This window comes from Actinomyces sp. HPA0247, assembly GCA_000411415.1.
Lineage (GTDB): Bacteria > Actinomycetota > Actinomycetes > Actinomycetales > Actinomycetaceae > Pauljensenia.
Window position 1 is genome coordinate 247,634 of the sequence record KE150452.1, and the last position, 20,206, is coordinate 267,839.

Sequence of the window (20,206 nt, forward strand, 5' to 3'; positions counted from 1 at the left end):
CGCGCAGGCGACAAGCACGCGCACTAAGATAGACACTGTTGGCTCGCCGTACCGCTTAAGGAGGCACTATGTCCGTCACCGTCGCACCCCACGGCCTGTGGGAGTCCCCCATCTCGGGCGATTCCTTCACCGCCCGTTCGGTCACGCTCTCCCAGGTTCGTGTCGATGGACCCGATACCTACTGGGTTGAAGGACATCCACTCCAGGGCGGTCGCGGCACGCTGCTGCGCCGTCGTGCAACGGGTGAGACGGGCGAAGTTCTGCCCCTGATCGATGGTTCTCGCCTGCCCGACGTCGGCACACGCGTACACGAGTACGGCGGTAAGGCGTATGCCGTTCACCATGGCGTCATCGTCTTCTCCGATCAGACCGATGGCCGCGTGTACGCCTTTGATACGGCCGATCCGCGCCGCGTCGTGCGCCCGCTCACGACCCTGTCGAAGGTCCGTTACGGCGACTTCTGGATCGCTGACGTGCGCGAACTCGTGTACGCGGTCGCCGAGGACCACTCAGCTCCGGGCGAGCCCGTGAACAAGATCGTCGCCATTCCGCTCGATGGGTCCGCCGCGCGCGATGACAGCGCAATCATCACGGTGTTCGAGGGCACCGACTTCGCGCAGGCACCCACGGTGTCCCCGGACGGCACAAAGATCGCGTGGATCACCTGGAACCACCCGAACATGCCGTGGACGTATTCTCAGCTGCGCGTCGCCTCCCTGACCTTCGAGGGAACCATCGACCAGGAGGTTGTCCTGGTGGATCGCCCGGGCGTGTGCGTCTACGAGCCACGTTGGACCCTTGACGGTGACCTGATCCACGTGGATGATTCCTCCGGCTGGGCAAACCTGTACCGCACCCAGGGCTTCGTGTGGAAGGAAGGCGAGGACGCAAACGCGTGGACCTCGCGGCTGCGCACCCGTGCGTTGCACCCCGGACATCGCGCATTCTCGCACCCGCACTGGCAGCTCGGCCTGCACTCCTACGATAACTACGACAACGACTACCTCGTGTGTTCGTGGGCTGAGGACCAGGTCTGGCACATCGGAACTGTGCGTATCGACAACGGCATGGCCGAAGAGTGGGCGACCGGTTGGTGGCCCATCGGTAACGTGGCAGCCGCTGATGGTCGCGTCGTTTTCCTTGCCGACTCCGCCACCCACACGCCCGCCATCATCGAAGTATCGCGTGGTAAGACCAAGGTACTGCGTCCTTCCTCAGAGGCCGAGGTCCCGACCGCCCTCGTCTCCACGGCCGAGATGCTGACGTGGAAGACCTCGGACGGCGAGGAGGCTCACGGCTTCTACTACGCGCCCGTGAACCCTGATTTCACCGCCCCTGAGGGTGAGCTTCCGCCCCTCATCGTGAACGTGCACGGCGGCCCGACCGAGGCTGCACGCCCCGGCCTGCAGGTGCCGTTCCAGTACTGGACCAGCCGTGGATTTGCTGTTCTGGACGTGAATTTCCGCGGTTCGACCTCCTTCGGGCGTCCCTACCGTCAGCGTCTGAACGGCAACTGGGGTGTCATGGACGTTCAGGACTGCATTGACGGCGCCCAGTACCTCGTTGATCTGGGGCGCGTCGATCCCAAGCGGATCGCGATCCGCGGCCGTTCCTCCGGTGGCTTCACCGTGCTCAACGCGCTGGCATCCTCTGACGTGTTCACCGCCGGCGCTTCCTTCTCGGGCATCGCGGACCTGGCGAAGCTGGCCGAAACCAGCCACAAGTTTGAGTCGCACTACGATGGCATTCTGCTCGGTACGGACGACAGGTCGGATCCGGTGTGGGCGCAGCGCTCGCCGATCAACCGAGTGTCCGACATTAAGGCGCCTCTCATGCTCCTGCAGGGCACCGCAGACCCGGTGGTCCCCGCCTCGCAGGCCCAGGAAATGTACGAGGCGCTGCGGGCGAACGGCAATGCTGTTGCCCTCAAGCTCTATCAGGGTGAGGGACACTGCTTCCGCTCGGCCATCAACATCAAGGATGCATGGCAGTCGGAGCTGTCCTTCTACCGGACCATCTGGGGCATCGCCATTGACGCCCCCATTCACGTGGAGATCGCAAACCTGTGACACACACAGTACAGTCCCCGCAGCCAGAGGAACCGGCTGCGGGGACTCGCTTACGCGTCGGCCAGACGGTCGCCGCGCATCGTTCCCTGCTCGGCGTCGCCGCTGCACTCGTTGGCGGCGTCGTCGGCGCAGCAGCCGTCCTGTTTAACCTTGCGATCCGCGCATGGACCTGGGTGTCGACAGGTTTCGACGAGTACACGACCCACATCGGTCAGTCGCACGGCGTCTGGGGGTGGGCACCTTGGCTCTTTCTCCTCCTCTCCCCCGCTATCGCTGGTCTCCTGTACGGACCGCTGATCCAGCGCTTCGCCCCTTCTGCGAAGGGCCATGGCATCCCCGAGGTGATGCTCGCTGTGCGTCGTAAGGGTGGGCGCATCCCGGGGCGCGTTGCGATCGTGAAGATCATTGCGTCGGCACTGACTATCGGCTCGGGCGGATCCGCTGGCCGCGAGGGCCCGATCGTTCAGGTCGGAGCGTCGCTGGGTTCCACCATTGCCTCGTGGCTGCATATGCCCGTCTCCCGCGTGGTCTTGCTGGCCTCGTGCGGCTCGGCGGCTGGCATCGCGGCCACATTCCATGCGCCTCTCGCGGGTGCCGTCTTCGCTCTTGAGGTTATTCTCGTCGAATTCACGGCCGAAACCTTCGGTTTCGTCGTCCTCTCCGCCGTCACGTCGTCGGTGGTTGCACGCATCCTGCAGGGGGATGAGATGGTCGTGCACGTCGCCGACAACCTGACGTTCGCGTCGATGTCGGACATGTGGTGGGTTGCTGTTCTCGGCCTCGTTGCTGGCCTGTGCGGCTTGGGCTTCTCGAAGCTCCTGTATGCCTCAGAGGACGCGATTGACTGGGTGTGGGCACGCACGCACCTACCTGAGTGGGCGCGTCCGGGTGTCCTCGGTCTCGCCCTCGGCGTCGCTCTCGTTGCGTTCCCGTACATGTACGGCTCGGGGTATCCGCTGGAGGAGGAGGCGATCGCCGGAAACTTCTCGATCGCATTCCTTCTCGCCCTCATGCTGGGGCGCGCCGTCTACACGTCGTTCACGATCGGTATGGGCGGTTCGGGCGGCGTCTTCGCGCCCACGCTCTTCATCGGTGCGATGGCTGGTGCGGCCTTCGGAAACATTGTCTCCCCGCTATCGGATTCTCCCATCGGTGTTTTTGCCGTGGTCGGCATGGGTGCCGCTTTCGCGGGCGCCGCACGTGCCCCCATGACGGCCGTTCTCATCATCGTGGAGATGACCGGCCAGTTCTCGCTGATTCTGCCGATGATGCTCGCAGTCGTGATCGCGACGGGGGCGTCGCGTTTCCTCACGCGCGCGACGATCTACACGGAGAAACTGCGCCGCCGCGGTGACGTGCTTGACGACCCGGTCGACGGCACTCTGCTGGGTACCCGCGCGGCGTCCGAGTGGATGATGGAGGTCCCCGAGACACTGGCATCGACCACGAGCGCTGCCTCCGCCATCGCTGCCCTGCGCCGCACGAGGGAGACGGTTCTGCCCGTCGTGTCCGACAAAGGGCGTTTCGTCGGCCTCGTGTCCTCGTTGCGCCTGGCTGAGCTCACGCAGGAGGATGGTTCTCTGGATGCTCCCCTGGCGGATTTGCCTCTCATCGACGAGGCCGTGGCCGCCTCCGCTCCCCCGTCCGAGGTTCTCGGGGCGCTGCGGCGCACAGGCCTGCAGTCTTTGCCCGTCGTGGATATGGATCGACACGTCGTGGGCTGGGTATCCGAACGCGACCTGGTGGATCGCATGTACCGCGATCAGCGCCGCGCAATCGAGGCGCGCACGCAGACGTCGTGGGGCTCGCGCATGCTAGAGCGCAGGAAGACCCGCTAGCGGCTCAGAACCGACACCGTCTCGACGTGGTGGGTGTGGGGGAAGAGGTCCCACGCCTGCAGTGATTCGAGCTCGTATCCGGCCTCGGTGAGGGCGCGCAGGTCGCGCGCACCCGCTGCGGGGTCACACGAGACCAGGACGACGCGAGGAGCACCCGTGGCGGTGATCGCCTCGCACACCTCGGCACCGGCGCCGGCACGCGGCGGGTCCGCCACGACTACGTCGGGCACAGCGCCGAGCTGGCCGGCCAGGTCGACAATACCCTCGCGATCCACGTTGCCAGCGAACGCATCCACCCAATCAAAGGCTGCGAGATTCTCGCCCGCGTCACGCACGGCGGCCTCGTCACCCTCAAGCGTCACCATACGCCCCGTCTCGCCAAGAGCGCGCGCGAGCGGCACGGAGAACAGGCCCGCCCCCGAGTAGAGTTCCATGACCGCACGGCCAGCCCCAGCCTCGTCCGAACCGAACGCAGCAGCACGCACAGCGTTCGCAAGCACCTCGGCGCCGCGCGCGTGCGTCTGCCAAAAACCAGAGGGGCGCACGTAGTACGACTCGACACCGGAGCCGACGGGCACGTTCCAACGCAAGACGTCGGCGTCAATACGCACGCCGTCAGCGGCGTAGGTGTCATCGCCGATCAGAACGACGGGATCGCCACCGGACGGGGCCACAGCGCGCACACGGTCCCCCGGCTTCCACAGGCGACGCCACGGCGCATCCGCGTCGAACAGGCCGAGCTCACGGATCGAGGGAACAGCCAGCGGCATATCATCGAGCGCAATCACTCGGCGGCCGCGAAACTCGTGCATACCAGCACGGCCATCCGCGTCGATGACAACATCGATGCGCGAGCGGCGACCGGTCAGCGGATCGTTCGGGTCCTCGTCGCCGGGCGCAGGTGCGACGCGCACTCCCCCGAGGGCATCCACGGCTTCGGCCAGGGCCTCGCCGCCCACGCGGCGCAGCTGCCCGGCGATCACGCGAGACTTCCAATCACGCTGAGCACCCGGAGTCAGGTGAGCGAGCTCGCCGCCGCCAACGCCACCCGGACCCGCCTGGGGCCAGACGGACTCGACGCGATCAGGTGACGGCTCAAGAACCTCCACGGCATCCGCCCATGCGAGCTTCTTCTGGACGGCACTCACGCGCGCACGGACTACCTCACCGGGCGCCGAGTGGCGCACGAAGACAACGCGCCCGCTCTCGTCGCGGGCGACGCACGCTCCACCGTGAGCGGGTTCCCCGACCGTCAGCTCGAGAATCTCGCCAATCCCCTCCCGTGGCTGCGCGGAGACGGGGCGTCGACGCGGGGAGGGACGGCGACGGGACGGACGGGGACTCATGCGCTCTCCTCGGCGGTAGCATCGGCGCTGGCGTCGCCGGGCTGTTCAGTGCGGGGATTCGACTCACTCGGTGCCGGTGCTCCGACACGTAAGAACGGGTCGTTGACACGCTGGCGTCCCTCAACGACGTCGTCCTCGCCCAGCTGCCACGGAACGATGGTAATCACCACCCCGGGGACACCCAGGAGCGCGGCGCGCAGGCGGAGCGCGGACTGGTTGTGCACGAAGTTCTCCCACCAGTGGGTGACGAGGAACTGGGGCATGTAGACCACCAGCATCTCGGTGGGCATCGAGCGACGACGCCCCCGCACGTACTGCAAGATCACCGATGCGATGTCACGGTAGGGCGCTGACAGGAGCGTCAGAGGCACGGGAACACCGGAGGCCTTCCACTGGCGCAGAATCTTGTTTTCTTCCTCATCGTCCGCGACGACGGACACGAGCTCGATCGACGTTGGTGACGACGCGCGAGCAGCCGCGATCGCACGCATCGCGGGGCGTGACAGCGAGGAGACGAGCACGAGGGCGCGCACGCGAGTGGGCAGCGCACGCCGAGCGTTCCAGTCGTCCACACGCAGCTGCGTGCGAACGGTTTCATAGTGGTGGTGAATCGAAATCTGGACGCCAAAAGCAATGGCGATCATGAGCAACGTGATCCACGCGCCGTGCGTGAACTTCGTGGCCAGCACGATGAGGAGCACGATGCCCGTCATCATGAAGCCAACGATATTGACGGCGCGCGAGCGCAGAACGGCCATACGCTCCTGACCGGACTGACGCGAACGCAACTGCTTGTTCCAGTGCTTGATCATGCCCAGCTGCGAGAGCGTGAAGGAAATAAAGACGCCGACGACATAGAGCTGGATCAGGCGTGTCGTCTGTGCCTGGAAGCCGACGATGAGCGCGATCGCCGCGATGGTCAGAACGACGATGCCGTTCGAATACGACAGGCGATCGCCACGGCGCACCATCTGGTGAGGCAGGAAAGAATCACGCGACAGGACCGAGGCCAGCGTCGGGAATCCGTTAAACGCCGTGTTACCGGCGAGAACCAGGATGAAGCCGGTGACGACGGTGATCACAATGAACAGGATCGACCCTTGTCCGAAAACAGCCGACGCAATCTGAGAGATCGCCGGGTCGATCGGCGTTTTCTCCGGGACGGGCGCGCCCTGATAGGTCAACTGGCTCGCCGCGTCGTCGACGATTTTCACGCCGGTCGCACGGGCCAGCACTAGGATTGAGATCATCATCGAAGCCGCGATGAGGCCGAGCATCGCCAGCGTGGTGGCCGCGTTGCGCGACTTGGGGCGGCGGAACATCGGCACGCCGTTAGAGATCGCCTCAACGCCGGTGAGGGCCGCGCAACCCGACGAGAAGGCGCGCATGAGGAGGAAAGCGCCCGCGAGTCCGGCGAGGCCGTCCGCGTGAGCGGGGGCAGCAACGAGCTCGTAGGCGGCCGTCGGAGCCGCACCCAGGTGCCCGGTTGCCATCTTTGCGAAACCGACGACGACCATCAGGCCGATCGCGCCCATGTACAGGTAGGTGGGCACGGCAAACGCGCCACCGGCCTCGCGTGTACCGCGCAGGTTCAGAGTCGCCAGAATAATGACGAGCGCCACCGCGATGGGAACCTCGTGGCCGAGGAGCGCGGGGACTGCCGTCGTGATGTAGTTGGCGCCCGACGAAATCGAGACGGCAACGGTGAGGATGTAGTCGACCAACAAGGCCGAGGCGACGAGGAGCCCCCACGACCGACCCAAGTTCGTGGTCACAACCTCGTAATCGCCGCCACCTGAGGGGTAGGCGTGAACCGTCTGGCGGTAGGACGCGACCACGACAGCCAACACGAGAGCAACAACAACGCCCACCCAGACCGACTGAAGGGCGGCCATGGATCCGGCGAGCGCAAGCGTCAGGAGGACTTCATCGGGCGCGTAGGCGACCGACGAGAGCGCATCCGACGCGAAGATTGGCAGAGCAATACGTTTGGGGAGAAGCTGGTGGCCCATCGCGTCCGATCGCATCGGGCGTCCGATGAGCACGCGCTTTGCGTAGGCCAACAAGTTCGTCACGAATAACAAGCCTAGTCCACGTTGCCGAGCATGGGAACGCCGAAACTTCACGCATGGCTATTACGCGGGGACCGGAGTACTTTGGTAGTCGTGCACTTTGTGATCATGGGTTGCGGGCGCGTCGGCGCTCGCCTTGCATCGACGTTGGACGCTGCGGGTCATTCCGTGGCGGTTATTGACCAGGATTCCAAGGCTTTCTCTCGCCTGTCACCGGACTTTTCCGGCCGTCGTGTGACGGGCGTGGGCATGGACCGTGACTGCCTGCGTCAAGCGAACATCAAGGAGGCGTATGCGTTTGCGGCAGTCTCATCGGGTGATAACTCGAACATTATTGCCGCGCGCGTCGCTCGTGAGGTTTTTCACGTTGAACACGTGGTTGCGCGCATCTATGACCCGACTCGCGCCTACCTGTATGAGCGCCTCGGCATTCCCACTGTTGCGTCTGTCCAGCGCACTGCGGAGTCGGTCCTGCGTCGCCTGCTGCCGCCGGATGCCTCACTGATCTGGTCACATCCGACCGGTGAGGTCGCTCTCGTCAACGCAACGCCCTCTGCGCCCTGGTATGGGCTGAGCTTCCAGCTCGTCGAGGAGCTGACGGGGTGCCGGATTGCATTCACCTCGCGCCTGGGGTCGATTCGCACGGCATCGCCTGACCTGGTCGTTCAGGAGCACGACCAACTGTACTTTGCGATCAATGGGACGGATACGGCCGCGCTGCGCGATCAGCTGGCCAGCCCGCCCAAGACGGAGGAGTGAGCATGAAGATCGTCATTGCTGGAGCCGGTTCGGTCGGGCGCAGCGTTGCCCTGGAGCTCCTCGCTCACGGTCACGACATTACCCTGATCGACAACATGCCCGAAAAGCTGCGTATTTCCTCGGTTGCTGACGCTGACTGGGTGCTCGCAGATGCGTGCTCGCCCGATGCCCTGCGCGACGCTGGCGTGGCCGAGGCCGACGTGATGGTTGCAGCCACGGGGGACGACAAGGCGAACCTGGTCATCTCTCTGCTGGCCAAAACGGAGTTTGCGGTTCCTCGCGTCGTCGCCCGCCTGAACAACCCGAAGAACGAGTGGCTCTTTGATCAGGCATGGGGTGTGGATGTGTCGGTGTCGACGCCGCGCATCATGACGTCTCTCGTCGAAGAGGCCGTGTCGGTGGGTATCCCGGTGCGCCTGTTCTCTTTCAATACCGCTGCCGTATCTATGCACGCTCTCATCCTGCCGGACGATTCTCCGGTCGTCGGCAAGCGCGTCCACTCCCTCGAGTTGCCTGCGCGCTCGGTGCTAGCTGCGCTCCTGCGCGATGGCCGTCCGATCACTCCGAGCGCCGATGACGTGTTCGAGGCCGCGGACGAGCTACTCCTGCTCGTCCCCGATGCGGATGCCGAGGAGCTGACGAAGCTTCGTCAGTTGGTCGCTTCTCCTGAGTCCGAGGCATCCTCCGAGGACGAGGAGTAGCCGCGCAGCCCCCACCAGGTGGCCCAGGCGCCCAGGGCGAAGAGCGGGAGGCCCAGGGCCAGCTTGGCGATACCGAGCGCCGCGACCTGGCCACCGAGCCAGAGAGGGGCCTGGACTGCGACACGCGCCGCGAAGATTCCCGCCCACATCCACGTGAGTAGGTTGCACCTGCGCGCGAGGTCCGCGCGTGCCGGGTCGGACTGCCATCCCTTAGCCAGGCCCGTCAGTGGCCCGTAGAACTGGGCGACGAGGCCTCGCCTGAGCAGGACGGACAGGGCGAAGGCGAGGGCCATGGCCACGTTCGTGGCAATGCCCCACGCGAAGTAATTCTCCCCGCGTCCCGTGGCCGCGGCAAAAATGACGCCGATGGCGACGCCGAACAGCCCCGAGAGGGCCTGCTGGAGCCCCTGTCTCTGGACAAGCCGGAGCACACAGGCGAGCAACGCCACGCACGACGCCGCTACCAGTGTCGGCACGAGGGCGCGGGTTGCGACGAAGACGATCACGAAAACAAGGCCGGGAGCCGTCGCCTCGATGACTCCGCGCGTACCTCCGAGCGCGTCTGACCAGGAGAAGTCCTCGGAGGTTGCCTGGTCCATCCAACGCGGAGTGGGCATCAGCCTTCCCCTGCGATGACGCGATACAGGGGATTGATAATCACGAGGCGGTCCCCCGTACGCCCGACAGTGCCCTCAACTTCGAGGCGCTGGCCGACGCTGAGCCCGGGGATGGACGTGCGCCCAGGCCAGCGCAGCTCCAGAGTGTCGGTGCCGTCGTAGAGCGTGGCGACGAGCACCCGCTGAGTGCCTTCCTCGGGCGGGTAGGTCATGCCGAGGAGCGTGCCGAAGACGAGCACGTGCGAGCGGTCCGTCACGTCGCGGATAGGCGTGACCCCGCGGGCGGCGCGCGCCGAGTCCTCGTCGAGAGCTGCGTCCAGAGAACGCGCATCCTTATCGAGGCCGAGCGCGGCGCCGACCCGAGCGATCCACGATGCCATGTCAGGCCTCCTGAGCACCCGCGGGCAGGTGCACCGGGAGCAGCTCCAGGCGCGTGCGCGGGTGGTCATCGCGTCGCACGATAATGCGATCGATGACCTTCTCGATCTCGACGCCGGCGTCGGCGTTCGCGGCAGCCGGGCCGAGGATATCGATGCGCGCGAACCATCGGTCGCCTTCGCGACCGATGATACGCATGCGGGAGGTCGCAGAACGACCATCGGGCATCTGCATCGGCATATCGACGAGCAGCTCGTCTCCGTAGCGCGTCGGATAGTCGGCGACCTTGGCGCCCTGCTCTTCGAAACCCTTGCGGATTTCTTCGCGCAGCTCCTCCCACACGCCTCCGGATCGGGGCGCGGCGGCGACGCTCATCTGAATGCCGGAGCTACCGAGCACGACCAGGATCTGCAGGACGGTCGTACCGTCGTCAGCGACCTGCGTGCGCAGCTGCATGCCCTGAACCGCCGGGAACAGGATGGATCCCATGTCGACGTAGCCTTCGGAGGCGTCGACCTCACCGTAGTTGCGAGGGCCGGGCTCGCTCCAGATCTCCGCGTCTTCGTCGCTGAGGCGAGGCAGAACCTCAACCTCTTCGACGTCGTCTTCTGCAGTCTTCTTCTTGCGTCCGAACATCGTCCTACCTCACATCGCGCACTCGGTGCACACGGGAGCGCCGCTGGCGTCCACGTGGTCGAGCTGCGACGCGTGGTGCACGAGGAAGCACTGCGAGCAGGTGAACTCGTCTTCTTGACGGGGAACGACGTGAACGGTCAGTTCTTCCTTTGACAGGTCAGCGCCGGGAAGTTCAAAATTCTCGGCGGCCTCGTTCTCGTCTTCCTCAATCTCAGCGGAGCCGGCGTCGTTGCGACGGGACTTCAGCTCTTCGATCGAGTCCTCTGCGACCTCGTCTTCGTTCTTGCGCGGCGCATCGTAATCGGTTGCCATGGTTCTCCCCTTTCGCCTCTCGAGCCGGTTTGCGCGAGTGGTCTATGCGCAGGGAGGATAACACTTGTGAGAGGAATGTGCCATCGTATGTGTGACACGCGCCCAGCTACGCGACATTCTCGGCATTATTTGAGACGATTCGACCTAGACGTATGAGGAGGAAGTGATGATTGAGCTCGAATTGCTCGGGACCAGCGCCGATGGCGAGTCCCTGGTGCTCACCGATGCCCAGGGTGAACGCTACTCGGTGTTGATCTCGGACGAGCTCCGCGGTGCGACGCGCCGTGACCGTCCGCGAGTGGAGCTTGCCCCCGCTCGTCCCACCTTGGCTCCTCGCGACATTCAGGCACTGCTGCGTGCGGGTGCTACTCCTGCGGAAATCGCTTCCGAGCACGGGATGGAAGTCAGCGCCGTGGAGCGCTTTGAGGCCCCCGTTCAGGCGGAAAAGGACTATGCGCTCACCCGTGCGCGCGCCGTTCGCATCGGTGAGGGCGGTCCGACGATGGGCGATCTTGTCGTTGATCGTCTGGCGGCTCGTGGCGTTGATCCCACCTCCCTGGAGTGGGCTGCCACGCGCGAGGCCGGAGAGCCCTGGCAGATTATCGTCACGTTCGTGCAGGGCGCAGCAGAGCACGCTGCGCACTGGCATCTGTCGAATTCCGGGGCCCTCGAGGCCATCGACCAGGAGGCGCAGTGGCTGACCGAGCAGGTATCCGCGTCCCCGACGGCGTCGATCTTCACTCCCCTGCCGCGCACTACGTCTACTGCCGCCCTTGATCCAGACGAGGAGGATCTGCGTAACCGCGAGGCGATCCTCGATCAGCTCAACGCTGTGCGCGGCAAGCGTCAGCAGATCGACTTGGACTTGGACGACGAGGTGGACGAGGAAGCCGAGTACCTCGCTGCGATCGCCAGCGAAGAAGAACCCGAGGCCACCGAACCAGATGCTTCTACAGGCCCCATTTCTGCGCGCATCTATTCACTCGCTTCCGCGCGTACAAAGGCCGAAGCACCGGCCCAAGCGTCCGAGGATGGGTTGTTCCCCGCAACCGGCCAGATCCCGTCGGCTCGCCCCGCGGCGACCGGATCCATCCCCGTTGCGTCGCGCTCGCCCAGGAACGAGGCCCCGGCCTCGTCGGGCGTCCTCCCGTGGCTATCGGAGGCTCCTGGCTCCTCCGACGAAGAGAAAACCACCGAACCACAGGCTGAAGAGCTGCAGACCCCGGCGATTCCTATGAAGGCCGTTGCGCCGACTGATTCGACGTCCGACAAGGCTGAAGAAGGCGCGACAGGGGCCGTCCCCGCGCAGGGCATCACCGGTTCGCGTATGGCCCGCGCATCCTCAAAGAAAAACCGCAGGTCAGTACCCAGCTGGGACGAGATCCTGTTCGGATCAAAGCCCTAAGCACTCGTTCTCTGCAGGCGGTCGCTCTTAGCGCAGAGCGGCCGTTTGCCGCCTCCCGGTGAATTCCTAGGACAGAACCACGACCGGGATGCGCATTTCCGTTGAGGTGAGCGACCCGTGGACACCCGGCATTGCGATCGCCGATGCGCTCTGCGTGCGCGAGTCGACGACTCCGCCACGGCCTCGTGCGAGCACGAGGAAATCTCCGATGACCGCCGCACCGTCGCCGGCGCCGATGAGGGCGCTGATCGCCTCTCCTGAGACGATCCATGCGCTCTCTCCCAGGACATCGCGCCAGCGCGCCTCCACCTCGTCGGCACGTCCTGCATCAGCGTGAACGTGCACGGCTCGAGTCTCTCCCGCGACGATGCGCACGCCCTCGCGCAGGGCGGGGGCGGACGCCACATCGACGATCTGCGACGCATCGACGTTGATCATTCCATGATCGGCCGTCATGACAGTCCGCACGCCCGCAGGCAGCGACCTGAGCAGGCGCGCGAGCCCGGCATCGAACTCTTCCAGATTGGCGATCCAACTGTCCGAACCGACGCCCGATCCGTGGCCCGCGTGGTCGATCTCAGACCAGTACAGGTACACAACGGGCGTGCCGGCGCGCAGTTCGCGCAGGGCAGCGCTGACGCGCTCATCAAGCGTCTCTGCGGGCACGTGACGTGCTCCCCGCAGGGCTGCCCCCGTCAGACCGGAGCCCGCGAAACGCGCCGGGGAGACGACCGCAGAAGCAACGTCCGCGGCGGCCAGGCGCTCAAAGTACGTGGGGACCGGTTGCCACTCGCTGGGCGCAGGACCGCCCTCCATGGCGAGCAGGTTCATGACGGTGCCCCTATATGCGACGGAAAAGCCCACCATGTTCGTGGCGCCCGGACGCTCTCCCGTCCCAAAGGCGGTGATCGCCGCTGCCGTCGTCGAGGGGACCACCGTATGAATCGAACGAACATCGCCTCGCACGCGGCGCAGCGTCGGAGTGTGACCCACGTACTCCTCAATAAGCTCATACCCGAGGCCATCCACGAGGATCAGAAGCAGCTGGTGGGCGCCCGTCTCCATACCGAGTGAGGCGGCGGCCTGAGTGGACGCGCCGGGCAGGGCGGGATCGATCGTGGCGAGGCCACCCGCAACAACGTCCGTGATGAGCGGATCACCAACACGAGGCAGGTCAGCGCCGGGCAGATGCAGCGTCACTGCGCCCTCACTCACTGTGGGTCCCCATCAGCTGTGCCAGTCGATCCACGAACGCCATGGCCTCATCGAGTGCATCTCGCCCGTCGGCTGCCGCCGAGATACGGAAGGTCAGGTCGTCGGGGAAGGACGAACCTGTCAAACCGTGGTCCGCCATGCAATTCGGGTCGTCACAGTGGGCGGGCTCAAGCTCGAGGCGGCGCGCACCCTTCAGGTCGAGCGCAATCGTCATTTCAGACAAACCTGTGGCGTTTTCGGGGTCCGTGTAGACCTCCATCGTCGAGTATCCGGCGATGTCTCCCACGCGGTGGACGGCCGTCGCAATCGTCGCGGAACCGCCGTCCATCTCGTCGACGTGCAGCTGGACGATCGCACGATCCGTCAACGAGGCGATCGTCAGGTGGCGGAACACCGACCCCCGGTCAAAACCCGTGTCCACCTGGCACAGCGTCGCGAGCGGCTCCGCGCTGCCCAGAGCCCGGCGCAGCGCACGCTGCACCGCCTTGGGGTAAAAGCCCCCACGTTCGATACGGGTCCATGTGTCCATCCTCCAATTGTGCCCCGAAGCGGCGCGCCAGTCGAAATGAGCGCCGACCCGCGCAATAATGGCGCGTATGGCTAAGAAGGACCAGGTCGTCGATATTCCCGAGAAGGACGAGAACATCTCAGAGATCGACGTGTCTGATGAGATGCGTGGGTCCTTCCTGGAGTATGCCGTCTCGGTGATCTACGCGCGCGCACTTCCCGACGCGCGCGACGGCCTTAAGCCCGTGCAGCGCCGCATCATGTTCCAGATGGATCAGATGGGGTTGCGCCCCGACAAGGGACACGTGAAGTCCCAGCGCGTCGTCGGCGAGGTCATGGGTAAGCTTCACCCGCACGGCGATTCCGCGATTTACGAGGCCCTGGTGCGCCTCGCTCAGCCGTTTAACCTGCGCGTCCCCCTGGTCGATGGGCACGGTAACTTCGGCTCTCTCGACGATGGCCCGGCTGCCGCGCGTTACACCGAGGCGCGCATGGCGCCCGCTGCGCTGGACCTGGTGACGGGTCTGGACGAGGACACGGTCGATTTCGTCCCGAACTACGACAATCAGTTCATGCAGCCGGACGTCCTGCCGGCCGCTTTTCCGCAGCTGCTCGTTAACGGCGCCTCGGGCATCGCGGTGGGCATGGCGACGAACATCGCGCCGCACAACCTCTCGGAGACGATCGCGGGCGCTATCCACCTGTTGGATAACCCCTCGGCGTCCGTCGCCGACCTCATGCGCTACATTCCCGGCCCCGACCTGCCAGAGGGCGGCGTCATCGTGGGCCTCGATGGGATCAAGGAGGCCTACGAGACTGGTCGAGGCGCGTTTAAGACCCGCGCGAAGGTCCAGATCGAGCGCGTGACCGCCCGCAAGATGGGCATTATCGTGACGCAGCTACCCTACATGGTGGGCCCGGAAAAGGTCATCGAGAAGATCAAGGAAAACGCGAACGCGGGTCGCCTGAAGGGCATCTCCTCGGTGCAGAACCTCACGGACCGCATTCACGGCCTGCGTCTGGTCATCGAGGTAAAGAACGGTTTCAACCCCGAGGCCGTGCTCCAGCAGCTCTACCAGCGCACTCCGCTGGAGGATTCTTTCTCGATCAATGCCGTGGCTCTGGTCGGTGGCCAGCCGCGCACCCTGGGCCTCAAGGAGATGCTGCAGGTCTTCCTGGATCACCGCTTGGACGTGACGACGCGCCGCAGCCGCTTCCGCTTGAAGAAGTACGAGGATCGCCTGCACCTGGTCGAGGGCCTGCTCATCGCGATCCTGGACATCGACGACGTCATCGCGATCATTCGGTCCTCGGACGACGCGGAGATCGCTCGCGAGCGACTCATGACGGCCTTCGACCTGTCCGAGGCTCAGGCGAACTACATCCTCGAGCTGCGCCTGCGCCGCCTCACAAAGTTCTCGCGCATCGAGCTGGAGACCGAGCGCGACGAACTGCTGGCGAAGATCGCTTCCTTGCGTGAAATCCTGGAGGATCCGCAGCTGCTGCGCGCGCTCGTCAAGAAAGAGCTGCGCGAGGTCTCAGATCGCCTGGGTACGCCGCGTCGTACGCTGCTGCTGGCCTCGACGGGGACGCCTGTGGGAGCCGCAGCCGACGACGCCGCGCTGGCTGCGCTGCCCTCGGTATCTCGTTCGGGCAAGGGCCTGGACCTTCAGATTCCGGACGACCCGTGCGTCGTGGTCCTCTCGTCGACGGGCGCGCTCGCCCGCGTCGAGGGTGGGGACCCGCTGGAACCCGGGCCGCGCGCCGCATCGGACGGGTGGCGTGCGCAGCTGCCATCGACTGCCCGCTCGCAGGTGGCGGTGGTGACGGAGGACGGTGTCGCGCACCGTATTGACGTCGTGGACCTGCCGGCGCTCCCCCGCTTCGAGACAGGACTGTCGCTCGCCGGGGCGATGCCCGCATCCCTGCTGCTACACACGGACGTTCCCGCGGTGGGTCTGCTGGACCCCGAGGGCACCGACGTGGTCGCGATGGGCACGGCCCGTGGAACCGTTAAGCGCCTGCGCCCGGATGTGCTTCAGCGCGACGAGTGGGAGGTCATCGCCCTGGAGGACGGGGACCGTCTCGTGGGCTTTGATCGTTGCACGGATGGGGCGGACCTCGTGTTTATCTCGTCGGACGCACAGCTGCTGCGCACCCCCGCCGCGAAGGTGCGCCCGCAGGGCCGCACGGCCGGTGGCATGGCGGGCATGAAGCTCAACGCAGGCGCCGAGGCCTTGGGATTCTGGGTTGTCGAGGCACCTATCGATGCGGTCGTCGTGACGGTCGCCGCGGCGCTCGGCGCACTGCCTGGCACAGGTCAGACGACCGTCAAGGTGACGCCTTTCGAGTGCTACCCGGCGAAGGGCCGAGGTGGTCAGGGCGTGCGCTGCCAGCGTTTCCTGCGCGGCGAGGATCGGCTCGATATCGCCTGGGTGGGAACGAAGCCGGGCCGCGCAGCGTCCGCGGACGGTTCCCCCATCGAGCTGCCCGCGGAAGACGAGCGCCGCGACGGCTCGGGTGTGCCGATCACCTTCGCGATCGCGTCGATTGGCTGATGCTCCGCTGTTTTTTGAGTGGTGGGGTGGCCGGGATTGCTCCCGGCCACCCCACCACTTTCTCTGTCGTCATGATGATATGGGTGTGGGCCCAGCCAAACGGCCGGGCCCACACCCATCAGTTGAGGAACGCTCCCCCATCAGCCTCGCAGCGTCCGATCAGCAGCCAGGATGTCGGCTACCTCCTCGCGCGTGGGCGAGTAGGCACCCTGGTGCAGGATGGTGATGCCGGAGGTGATGATGCCGCGGTGGATGGCCGGCAGGATCTGGTCCCACGAGGCCTCGCGCAGACGCTGCTTCGCCTCGCCCGAGCCCAGGAGGCCCGCATCCACCAGACCCGAGATCAGGCCAGCCATGAGCGAGTCACCCGCGCCCACGGTGTCCACCAGCTCAACGTCCAGCGGGTCGACGACAAGCATGTCGCGCTCGGCGGCGGCCTTGATGTAGACGCCCCAGGGGCCGCGCGTGCACAGGATCAGCGACGGACCGGACTGCGACCACTCGCGGATAACGTCCTCAACGGGGCGGCCCGGGTACAGCCACTCCAGGTCCTCATCCGACGCCTTCACGACGTCCGAGAGGGCCACGATCGCCTCAATGTGCGGGCGGGCCTCGTCGGGCGTGCCCAGCAGGGCCGGGCGGATGTTCGGATCGTAGGAGACGGTGCCTCGGATAGCCTGACGCTTAACAGCGGCCAGGACCTTGTCGGCGCCCGGCTCGAGGACGACTGCGTAGGAGCCGGTGTGCACGTGTCCGACAGTGTCGGGTTCCTCCACGGAGGGCACGTCCCACGACAGATCGAATTCGTAGGTGGCGCGGCCTCGCTCATCAAGAGTCGCATGGGCGACCGTCGTGAAATCAGCCCCATCGGAGCCGGGAGTCAGGGTCACCCCCGCCGCTTCGGCGTGAGCGCGGACCTTGTTGCCGCGGGCATCGCGGCCGAACCATGTTGCCAGTTCGGATTCATGCCCTAGCCGGGTCAGTCCGGCTGCGACGTTGAGCATCGATCCCCCGACGACCTCGACGGGTTCACTGTTCGGGCGGGTGATCTCATCGATGAGAGCTTCCCCGATGTTCACGATCCTAGTCATTCGTCAACCCCAGTTTCTCTTCCATTTCTTCGAGCGGGATGCCCTTGGTTTCGGGCATGACCTTCAGGACCCAGAATAGCTGACCAACCATCGCGAGGAAGAACAGTCCAAAGGCGAATCCACCGCCGAGCTTATCCGTGAGCACAGGGAAGGCATAGGTGGTAATGAAAGCAAACACCCAGTGCGTGAGCGAACCGAGGGACTGGCCACGCGCGCGCACGCGGTTGGGGAAGATCTCCGAAATGAACACCCAGATGACGGACCCTTGCCCAAACGCGTGAGAGGCGATGAATGCAAGCAGACCAATCAGGATCAGCCACACCGGGACAGCGCTGCCTTGCTCGAACGCTCCTCCCTTGTAGGCGAACATGATGGCCGACAGGAAGCCCAGCGACACGAGGTAGCCGATAGAACCAACAATCATGAGCTGACGGCGACCAAGCTTGTCGATAACGGTCAGGGCGGCCATCGTGGCAATCAGGTTCATGAGGCCGACAATGACGGATGCGACATAGGGGAATGCCGGTCCGAGTACCTGTTCACCACCTGCGAGCTTCATGACCTTGGGCGCGTAGTAGAGGATCGCGTTGATTCCCGAGAGCTGGTTGAACATCGCGATGCAGAAGGCCATGAGGATGACCTTGCGGTAGCGGCGCGTAAAGAAAGCGACCTTGCCGCCTGCGGCGTCCTCGGCGATCTGCGCCTTCATCTCGCCGATCTGCTCGTCGCATTCGGCTTGAGAGGCGGTGAGACGCTCGGAAATCTCCACGGCGCGTTCCTCGTGCCCGTGGGCGAGCAGCCAACGCGGCGTCTCGGGGACGGTGGCCAGGAAGATCAGGAAGAAGACGGCGGGCACCGCCATGACGCCGAGCATCCAGCGCCACGCGGTGTCTTCGTGCGCGATTTCGCGGATGACCGCGTTGGAGGCGTAGGCCAGGAGGATACCGAAGACGATGTTGAACTGGACCAGGCCGACCAGGCGTCCGCGCACGCGGGCGGGGGCGATTTCGGCGGTGTAGATGGGAGCGACCACGGAGGACAGGCCGACGCCGATGCCTCCGAGGAAGCGGAAGATCATGAAGAAGGCAATCGGGAAAGAGGACGCCGCCACAAACTTACCGTCCCCGACCGGACTCAGTGTAGGAACCGGTGCCAGGGCGGTTGCCAGGGCGCCGACACCAAAGAGAATACCAATCCAGAAGAGGACGGGCTTACGTCCAAAGCGGTCGGCGAGCTTACCGGCGATAATGGCGCCGAAAATGGTGCCGATGGTCGCGATGGCGACGATCATGCCCTCACCCATGGAGGAGAGGGCGTAAAGCTCGGTGAGTTTTTCTTCCGCACCCGAGATGACGGCAGTGTCAAAACCGAAGAGCAGGCCTCCGAGGGATGCGACGATCGCGCTTCGAATGACCAAGGGCGGAATGGAAGTCGATGATGCTGACGTCTTTGTTGTCATGCTAGCTCCGCGCTGTGGAGATGGGACGCACGTGGCGCCGAGGCCGTTCCTGCCTCTGACGCGAGCCTATGAATTCAATTGGTCGGACAATTAGGACCTAGGCAGCGATTACACGAAAAGCCCTGACCTGTCGCGCACGAATGCGTCCGCAAGAAAGAAAAAAGTAACGACGCTTACACAAGAAGATATGAGGAAATATCCACCATGTGAAACGACAATCAAATTTCAATCGCGTACAGCCTCGTCTGGCCCACCGTGCGGAAGCCCAGATAGTCATAAATGGCGAGGGCACCCGTATGATTCGCTGACCCCACGCCCGTCGCCGCGCGGTCCATTCCATCGCGTTTCTGCGCCCTCATCGAGGCGAGGATCAGTGCATCCGCGACACGACTCTCACGCCACTGAGACAGAACGCCCAACTGGTCGATATACCCCTCGCGCCAACCGAGGGCCGCCCAGTCCTGTTCGTAGCGGGAAGCTAGGAGGAACCCTGCGACGCGCGGTCGATCACCGGTGCGGTCAACAGCAACAAACGACCATTCTGGGGCAAAAGCCGTGCGCCCCTGCATCCACTGCTCCTGCGTGAGCGGGGGACGCCCCCACTCGAACTCGTTGAGACGGTTCGCCGCACGTAGGGCGGGTTCCTCCCACTGGGGATCCCAGGCCTCGACACTCATGTACGAACCGAGATCGGGCAGCTGCGGCAGCCCCTCAAGCGACGCGCGCAGTTCGTAGTAGGTGCGTGTCCAACGGAATCCGTGGACTTTCAGCTGCGCTTCGAGATCATCCTGTCCGGTCTCGACGTGGCAGGTGATCTGTGCGGGACCGTCCCCCTCGACCCCAGCCAGCATCTGGCGCGCGGTTCCCTCCTGCCAGTCCACGATCGCATTACCGAGGCCAATGCGGCGGAAGTCGGGATCCACTCCCCCAACGCACACGCACTCCACACGCCCCGGAAAACGCAAGACGACCTGCGCGAAAGCAACGATGCGTCCTGCTGCAATTCCTCTGCGCGCAATACCGACCAGGCCACGCCACTGCGAGGCGCTCGAGAGCATCTCTTCGACCTCGTCCGGGCTCGTGCGATACGGCGGGTTATCGCGGGCCTCCATGCGAGCAAACAGGGCAGCAAGACCTGTGTGGTGGGCAAGCGTCAGCTCCTCCCACTCAATCCCATGATGCTCGCCCGGGAAGGGGACGAACTCGGGGGCATTTGCTCGCTGTGCGAGAGGAATGCTCATGC

17 protein-coding genes are annotated in these 20,206 nt (G+C 65.0%); 6 read left to right on the top strand and 11 right to left on the bottom strand.

Features of this window, described 5'->3' with window-relative positions; translation table 11 throughout:
* Window positions 1–68: 68 nt before the first annotated feature.
* Entirely contained in the window at window positions 69–2,069 is a 2,001-nt protein-coding gene (locus tag HMPREF1478_RS09200; RefSeq protein WP_016461796.1) for an alpha/beta hydrolase family protein, read from the top strand.
* A complete protein-coding gene (locus HMPREF1478_RS09205; RefSeq protein WP_016461797.1) occupies window positions 2,066–3,907 on the top strand; it encodes a chloride channel protein in 1,842 nt (613 codons plus the stop codon). Before HMPREF1478_RS09200 ends, HMPREF1478_RS09205 begins: the two co-directional genes overlap by 4 nt.
* On the opposite strand, the gene HMPREF1478_RS09210 is transcribed toward HMPREF1478_RS09205, so the two are convergent.
* Window positions 3,904–5,253: a class I SAM-dependent RNA methyltransferase gene (locus HMPREF1478_RS09210; protein ID WP_016461798.1), complete on the bottom strand. Its 1,350-nt coding sequence runs from the start codon at window positions 5,251–5,253 to the stop codon at window positions 3,904–3,906. The two genes, HMPREF1478_RS09205 and HMPREF1478_RS09210, sit on opposite strands and share 4 nt — an antisense overlap.
* Window positions 5,250–7,328: an APC family permease gene (locus HMPREF1478_RS09215; protein ID WP_016461799.1), complete on the bottom strand. Its 2,079-nt coding sequence runs from the start codon at window positions 7,326–7,328 to the stop codon at window positions 5,250–5,252. The genes HMPREF1478_RS09210 and HMPREF1478_RS09215 overlap by 4 nt, the downstream gene beginning before the upstream one ends.
* 105 nt (window positions 7,329–7,433) lie before the next feature.
* Between HMPREF1478_RS09215 and HMPREF1478_RS09220 the strand changes: the two genes are divergently transcribed.
* Window positions 7,434–8,084 (top strand): potassium channel family protein, encoded by a 651-nt coding sequence (locus tag HMPREF1478_RS09220; RefSeq protein WP_048677650.1) that lies wholly within the window; start codon window positions 7,434–7,436, stop codon window positions 8,082–8,084.
* A 2-nt stretch (window positions 8,085–8,086) separates the two neighbouring features.
* On the top strand, window positions 8,087–8,785 hold the full coding sequence (locus HMPREF1478_RS09225; protein ID WP_016461801.1) for a potassium channel family protein: 699 nt from the start codon (window positions 8,087–8,089) through the stop codon (window positions 8,783–8,785).
* Here HMPREF1478_RS09225 and HMPREF1478_RS09230 read toward each other — a convergent pair.
* Genes HMPREF1478_RS09230 through HMPREF1478_RS09245 form a run of 4 tightly spaced genes read right to left on the bottom strand, consistent with a single transcriptional unit; the run spans window position 8,734 to window position 10,728 of the window.
* On the bottom strand, window positions 8,734–9,402 hold the full coding sequence (locus HMPREF1478_RS09230; protein ID WP_016461802.1) for a DUF3159 domain-containing protein: 669 nt from the start codon (window positions 9,400–9,402) through the stop codon (window positions 8,734–8,736). The two genes, HMPREF1478_RS09225 and HMPREF1478_RS09230, sit on opposite strands and share 52 nt — an antisense overlap.
* Window positions 9,402–9,782, bottom strand: coding sequence for a hypothetical protein (locus HMPREF1478_RS09235; RefSeq protein ID WP_016461803.1), 381 nt, complete (start codon window positions 9,780–9,782; stop codon window positions 9,402–9,404). The genes HMPREF1478_RS09230 and HMPREF1478_RS09235 overlap by 1 nt, the downstream gene beginning before the upstream one ends.
* A gap of 1 nt (window position 9,783) precedes the next feature.
* Window positions 9,784–10,416: a DUF3710 domain-containing protein gene (locus HMPREF1478_RS09240; RefSeq protein WP_016461804.1), complete on the bottom strand. Its 633-nt coding sequence runs from the start codon at window positions 10,414–10,416 to the stop codon at window positions 9,784–9,786.
* 9 nt (window positions 10,417–10,425) lie between these two features.
* Window positions 10,426–10,728: a DUF4193 domain-containing protein gene (locus HMPREF1478_RS09245; protein ID WP_016461805.1), complete on the bottom strand. Its 303-nt coding sequence runs from the start codon at window positions 10,726–10,728 to the stop codon at window positions 10,426–10,428.
* A gap of 166 nt (window positions 10,729–10,894) precedes the next feature.
* Here HMPREF1478_RS09245 and sepH point away from each other — a divergent pair, with 166 nt between their 5' ends.
* Window positions 10,895–12,133 carry a septation protein SepH gene (gene sepH, locus HMPREF1478_RS09250; RefSeq protein ID WP_016461806.1) on the top strand — a complete coding sequence of 413 codons (1,239 nt, stop codon included), beginning with the start codon at window positions 10,895–10,897 and terminating at the stop codon, window positions 12,131–12,133.
* Between the two features lie 66 nt (window positions 12,134–12,199).
* On the opposite strand, the gene HMPREF1478_RS09255 is transcribed toward sepH, so the two are convergent.
* Window positions 12,200–13,348 (bottom strand): alkaline phosphatase family protein, encoded by a 1,149-nt coding sequence (locus HMPREF1478_RS09255; protein ID WP_034475614.1) that lies wholly within the window; start codon window positions 13,346–13,348, stop codon window positions 12,200–12,202.
* Window positions 13,341–13,877 carry a DUF5998 family protein gene (locus tag HMPREF1478_RS09260; protein ID WP_016461808.1) on the bottom strand — a complete coding sequence of 179 codons (537 nt, stop codon included), beginning with the start codon at window positions 13,875–13,877 and terminating at the stop codon, window positions 13,341–13,343. Before HMPREF1478_RS09260 ends, HMPREF1478_RS09255 begins: the two co-directional genes overlap by 8 nt.
* Window positions 13,878–13,944: 67 nt before the next feature.
* On the opposite strand from HMPREF1478_RS09260, the gene HMPREF1478_RS09265 reads away from it, so the two are divergent.
* Entirely contained in the window at window positions 13,945–16,413 is a 2,469-nt protein-coding gene (locus HMPREF1478_RS09265) for a DNA gyrase/topoisomerase IV subunit A (protein ID WP_034475676.1), read from the top strand.
* 140 nt (window positions 16,414–16,553) lie between these two features.
* Here HMPREF1478_RS09265 and HMPREF1478_RS09270 read toward each other — a convergent pair whose 3' ends face one another.
* From HMPREF1478_RS09270 to HMPREF1478_RS09280, 3 genes are all read right to left on the bottom strand, one after another.
* Entirely contained in the window at window positions 16,554–17,504 is a 951-nt protein-coding gene (locus tag HMPREF1478_RS09270) for a PfkB family carbohydrate kinase (RefSeq protein ID WP_016461810.1), read from the bottom strand.
* Window positions 17,497–18,963, bottom strand: coding sequence for a sugar porter family MFS transporter (locus HMPREF1478_RS09275; protein ID WP_016461811.1), 1,467 nt, complete (start codon window positions 18,961–18,963; stop codon window positions 17,497–17,499). Before HMPREF1478_RS09275 ends, HMPREF1478_RS09270 begins: the two co-directional genes overlap by 8 nt.
* 218 nt (window positions 18,964–19,181) lie before the next feature.
* Window positions 19,182–20,204 carry an N-acetyltransferase gene (locus HMPREF1478_RS09280; protein ID WP_016461812.1) on the bottom strand — a complete coding sequence of 341 codons (1,023 nt, stop codon included), beginning with the start codon at window positions 20,202–20,204 and terminating at the stop codon, window positions 19,182–19,184.
* Window positions 20,205–20,206 lie beyond the last annotated feature (2 nt).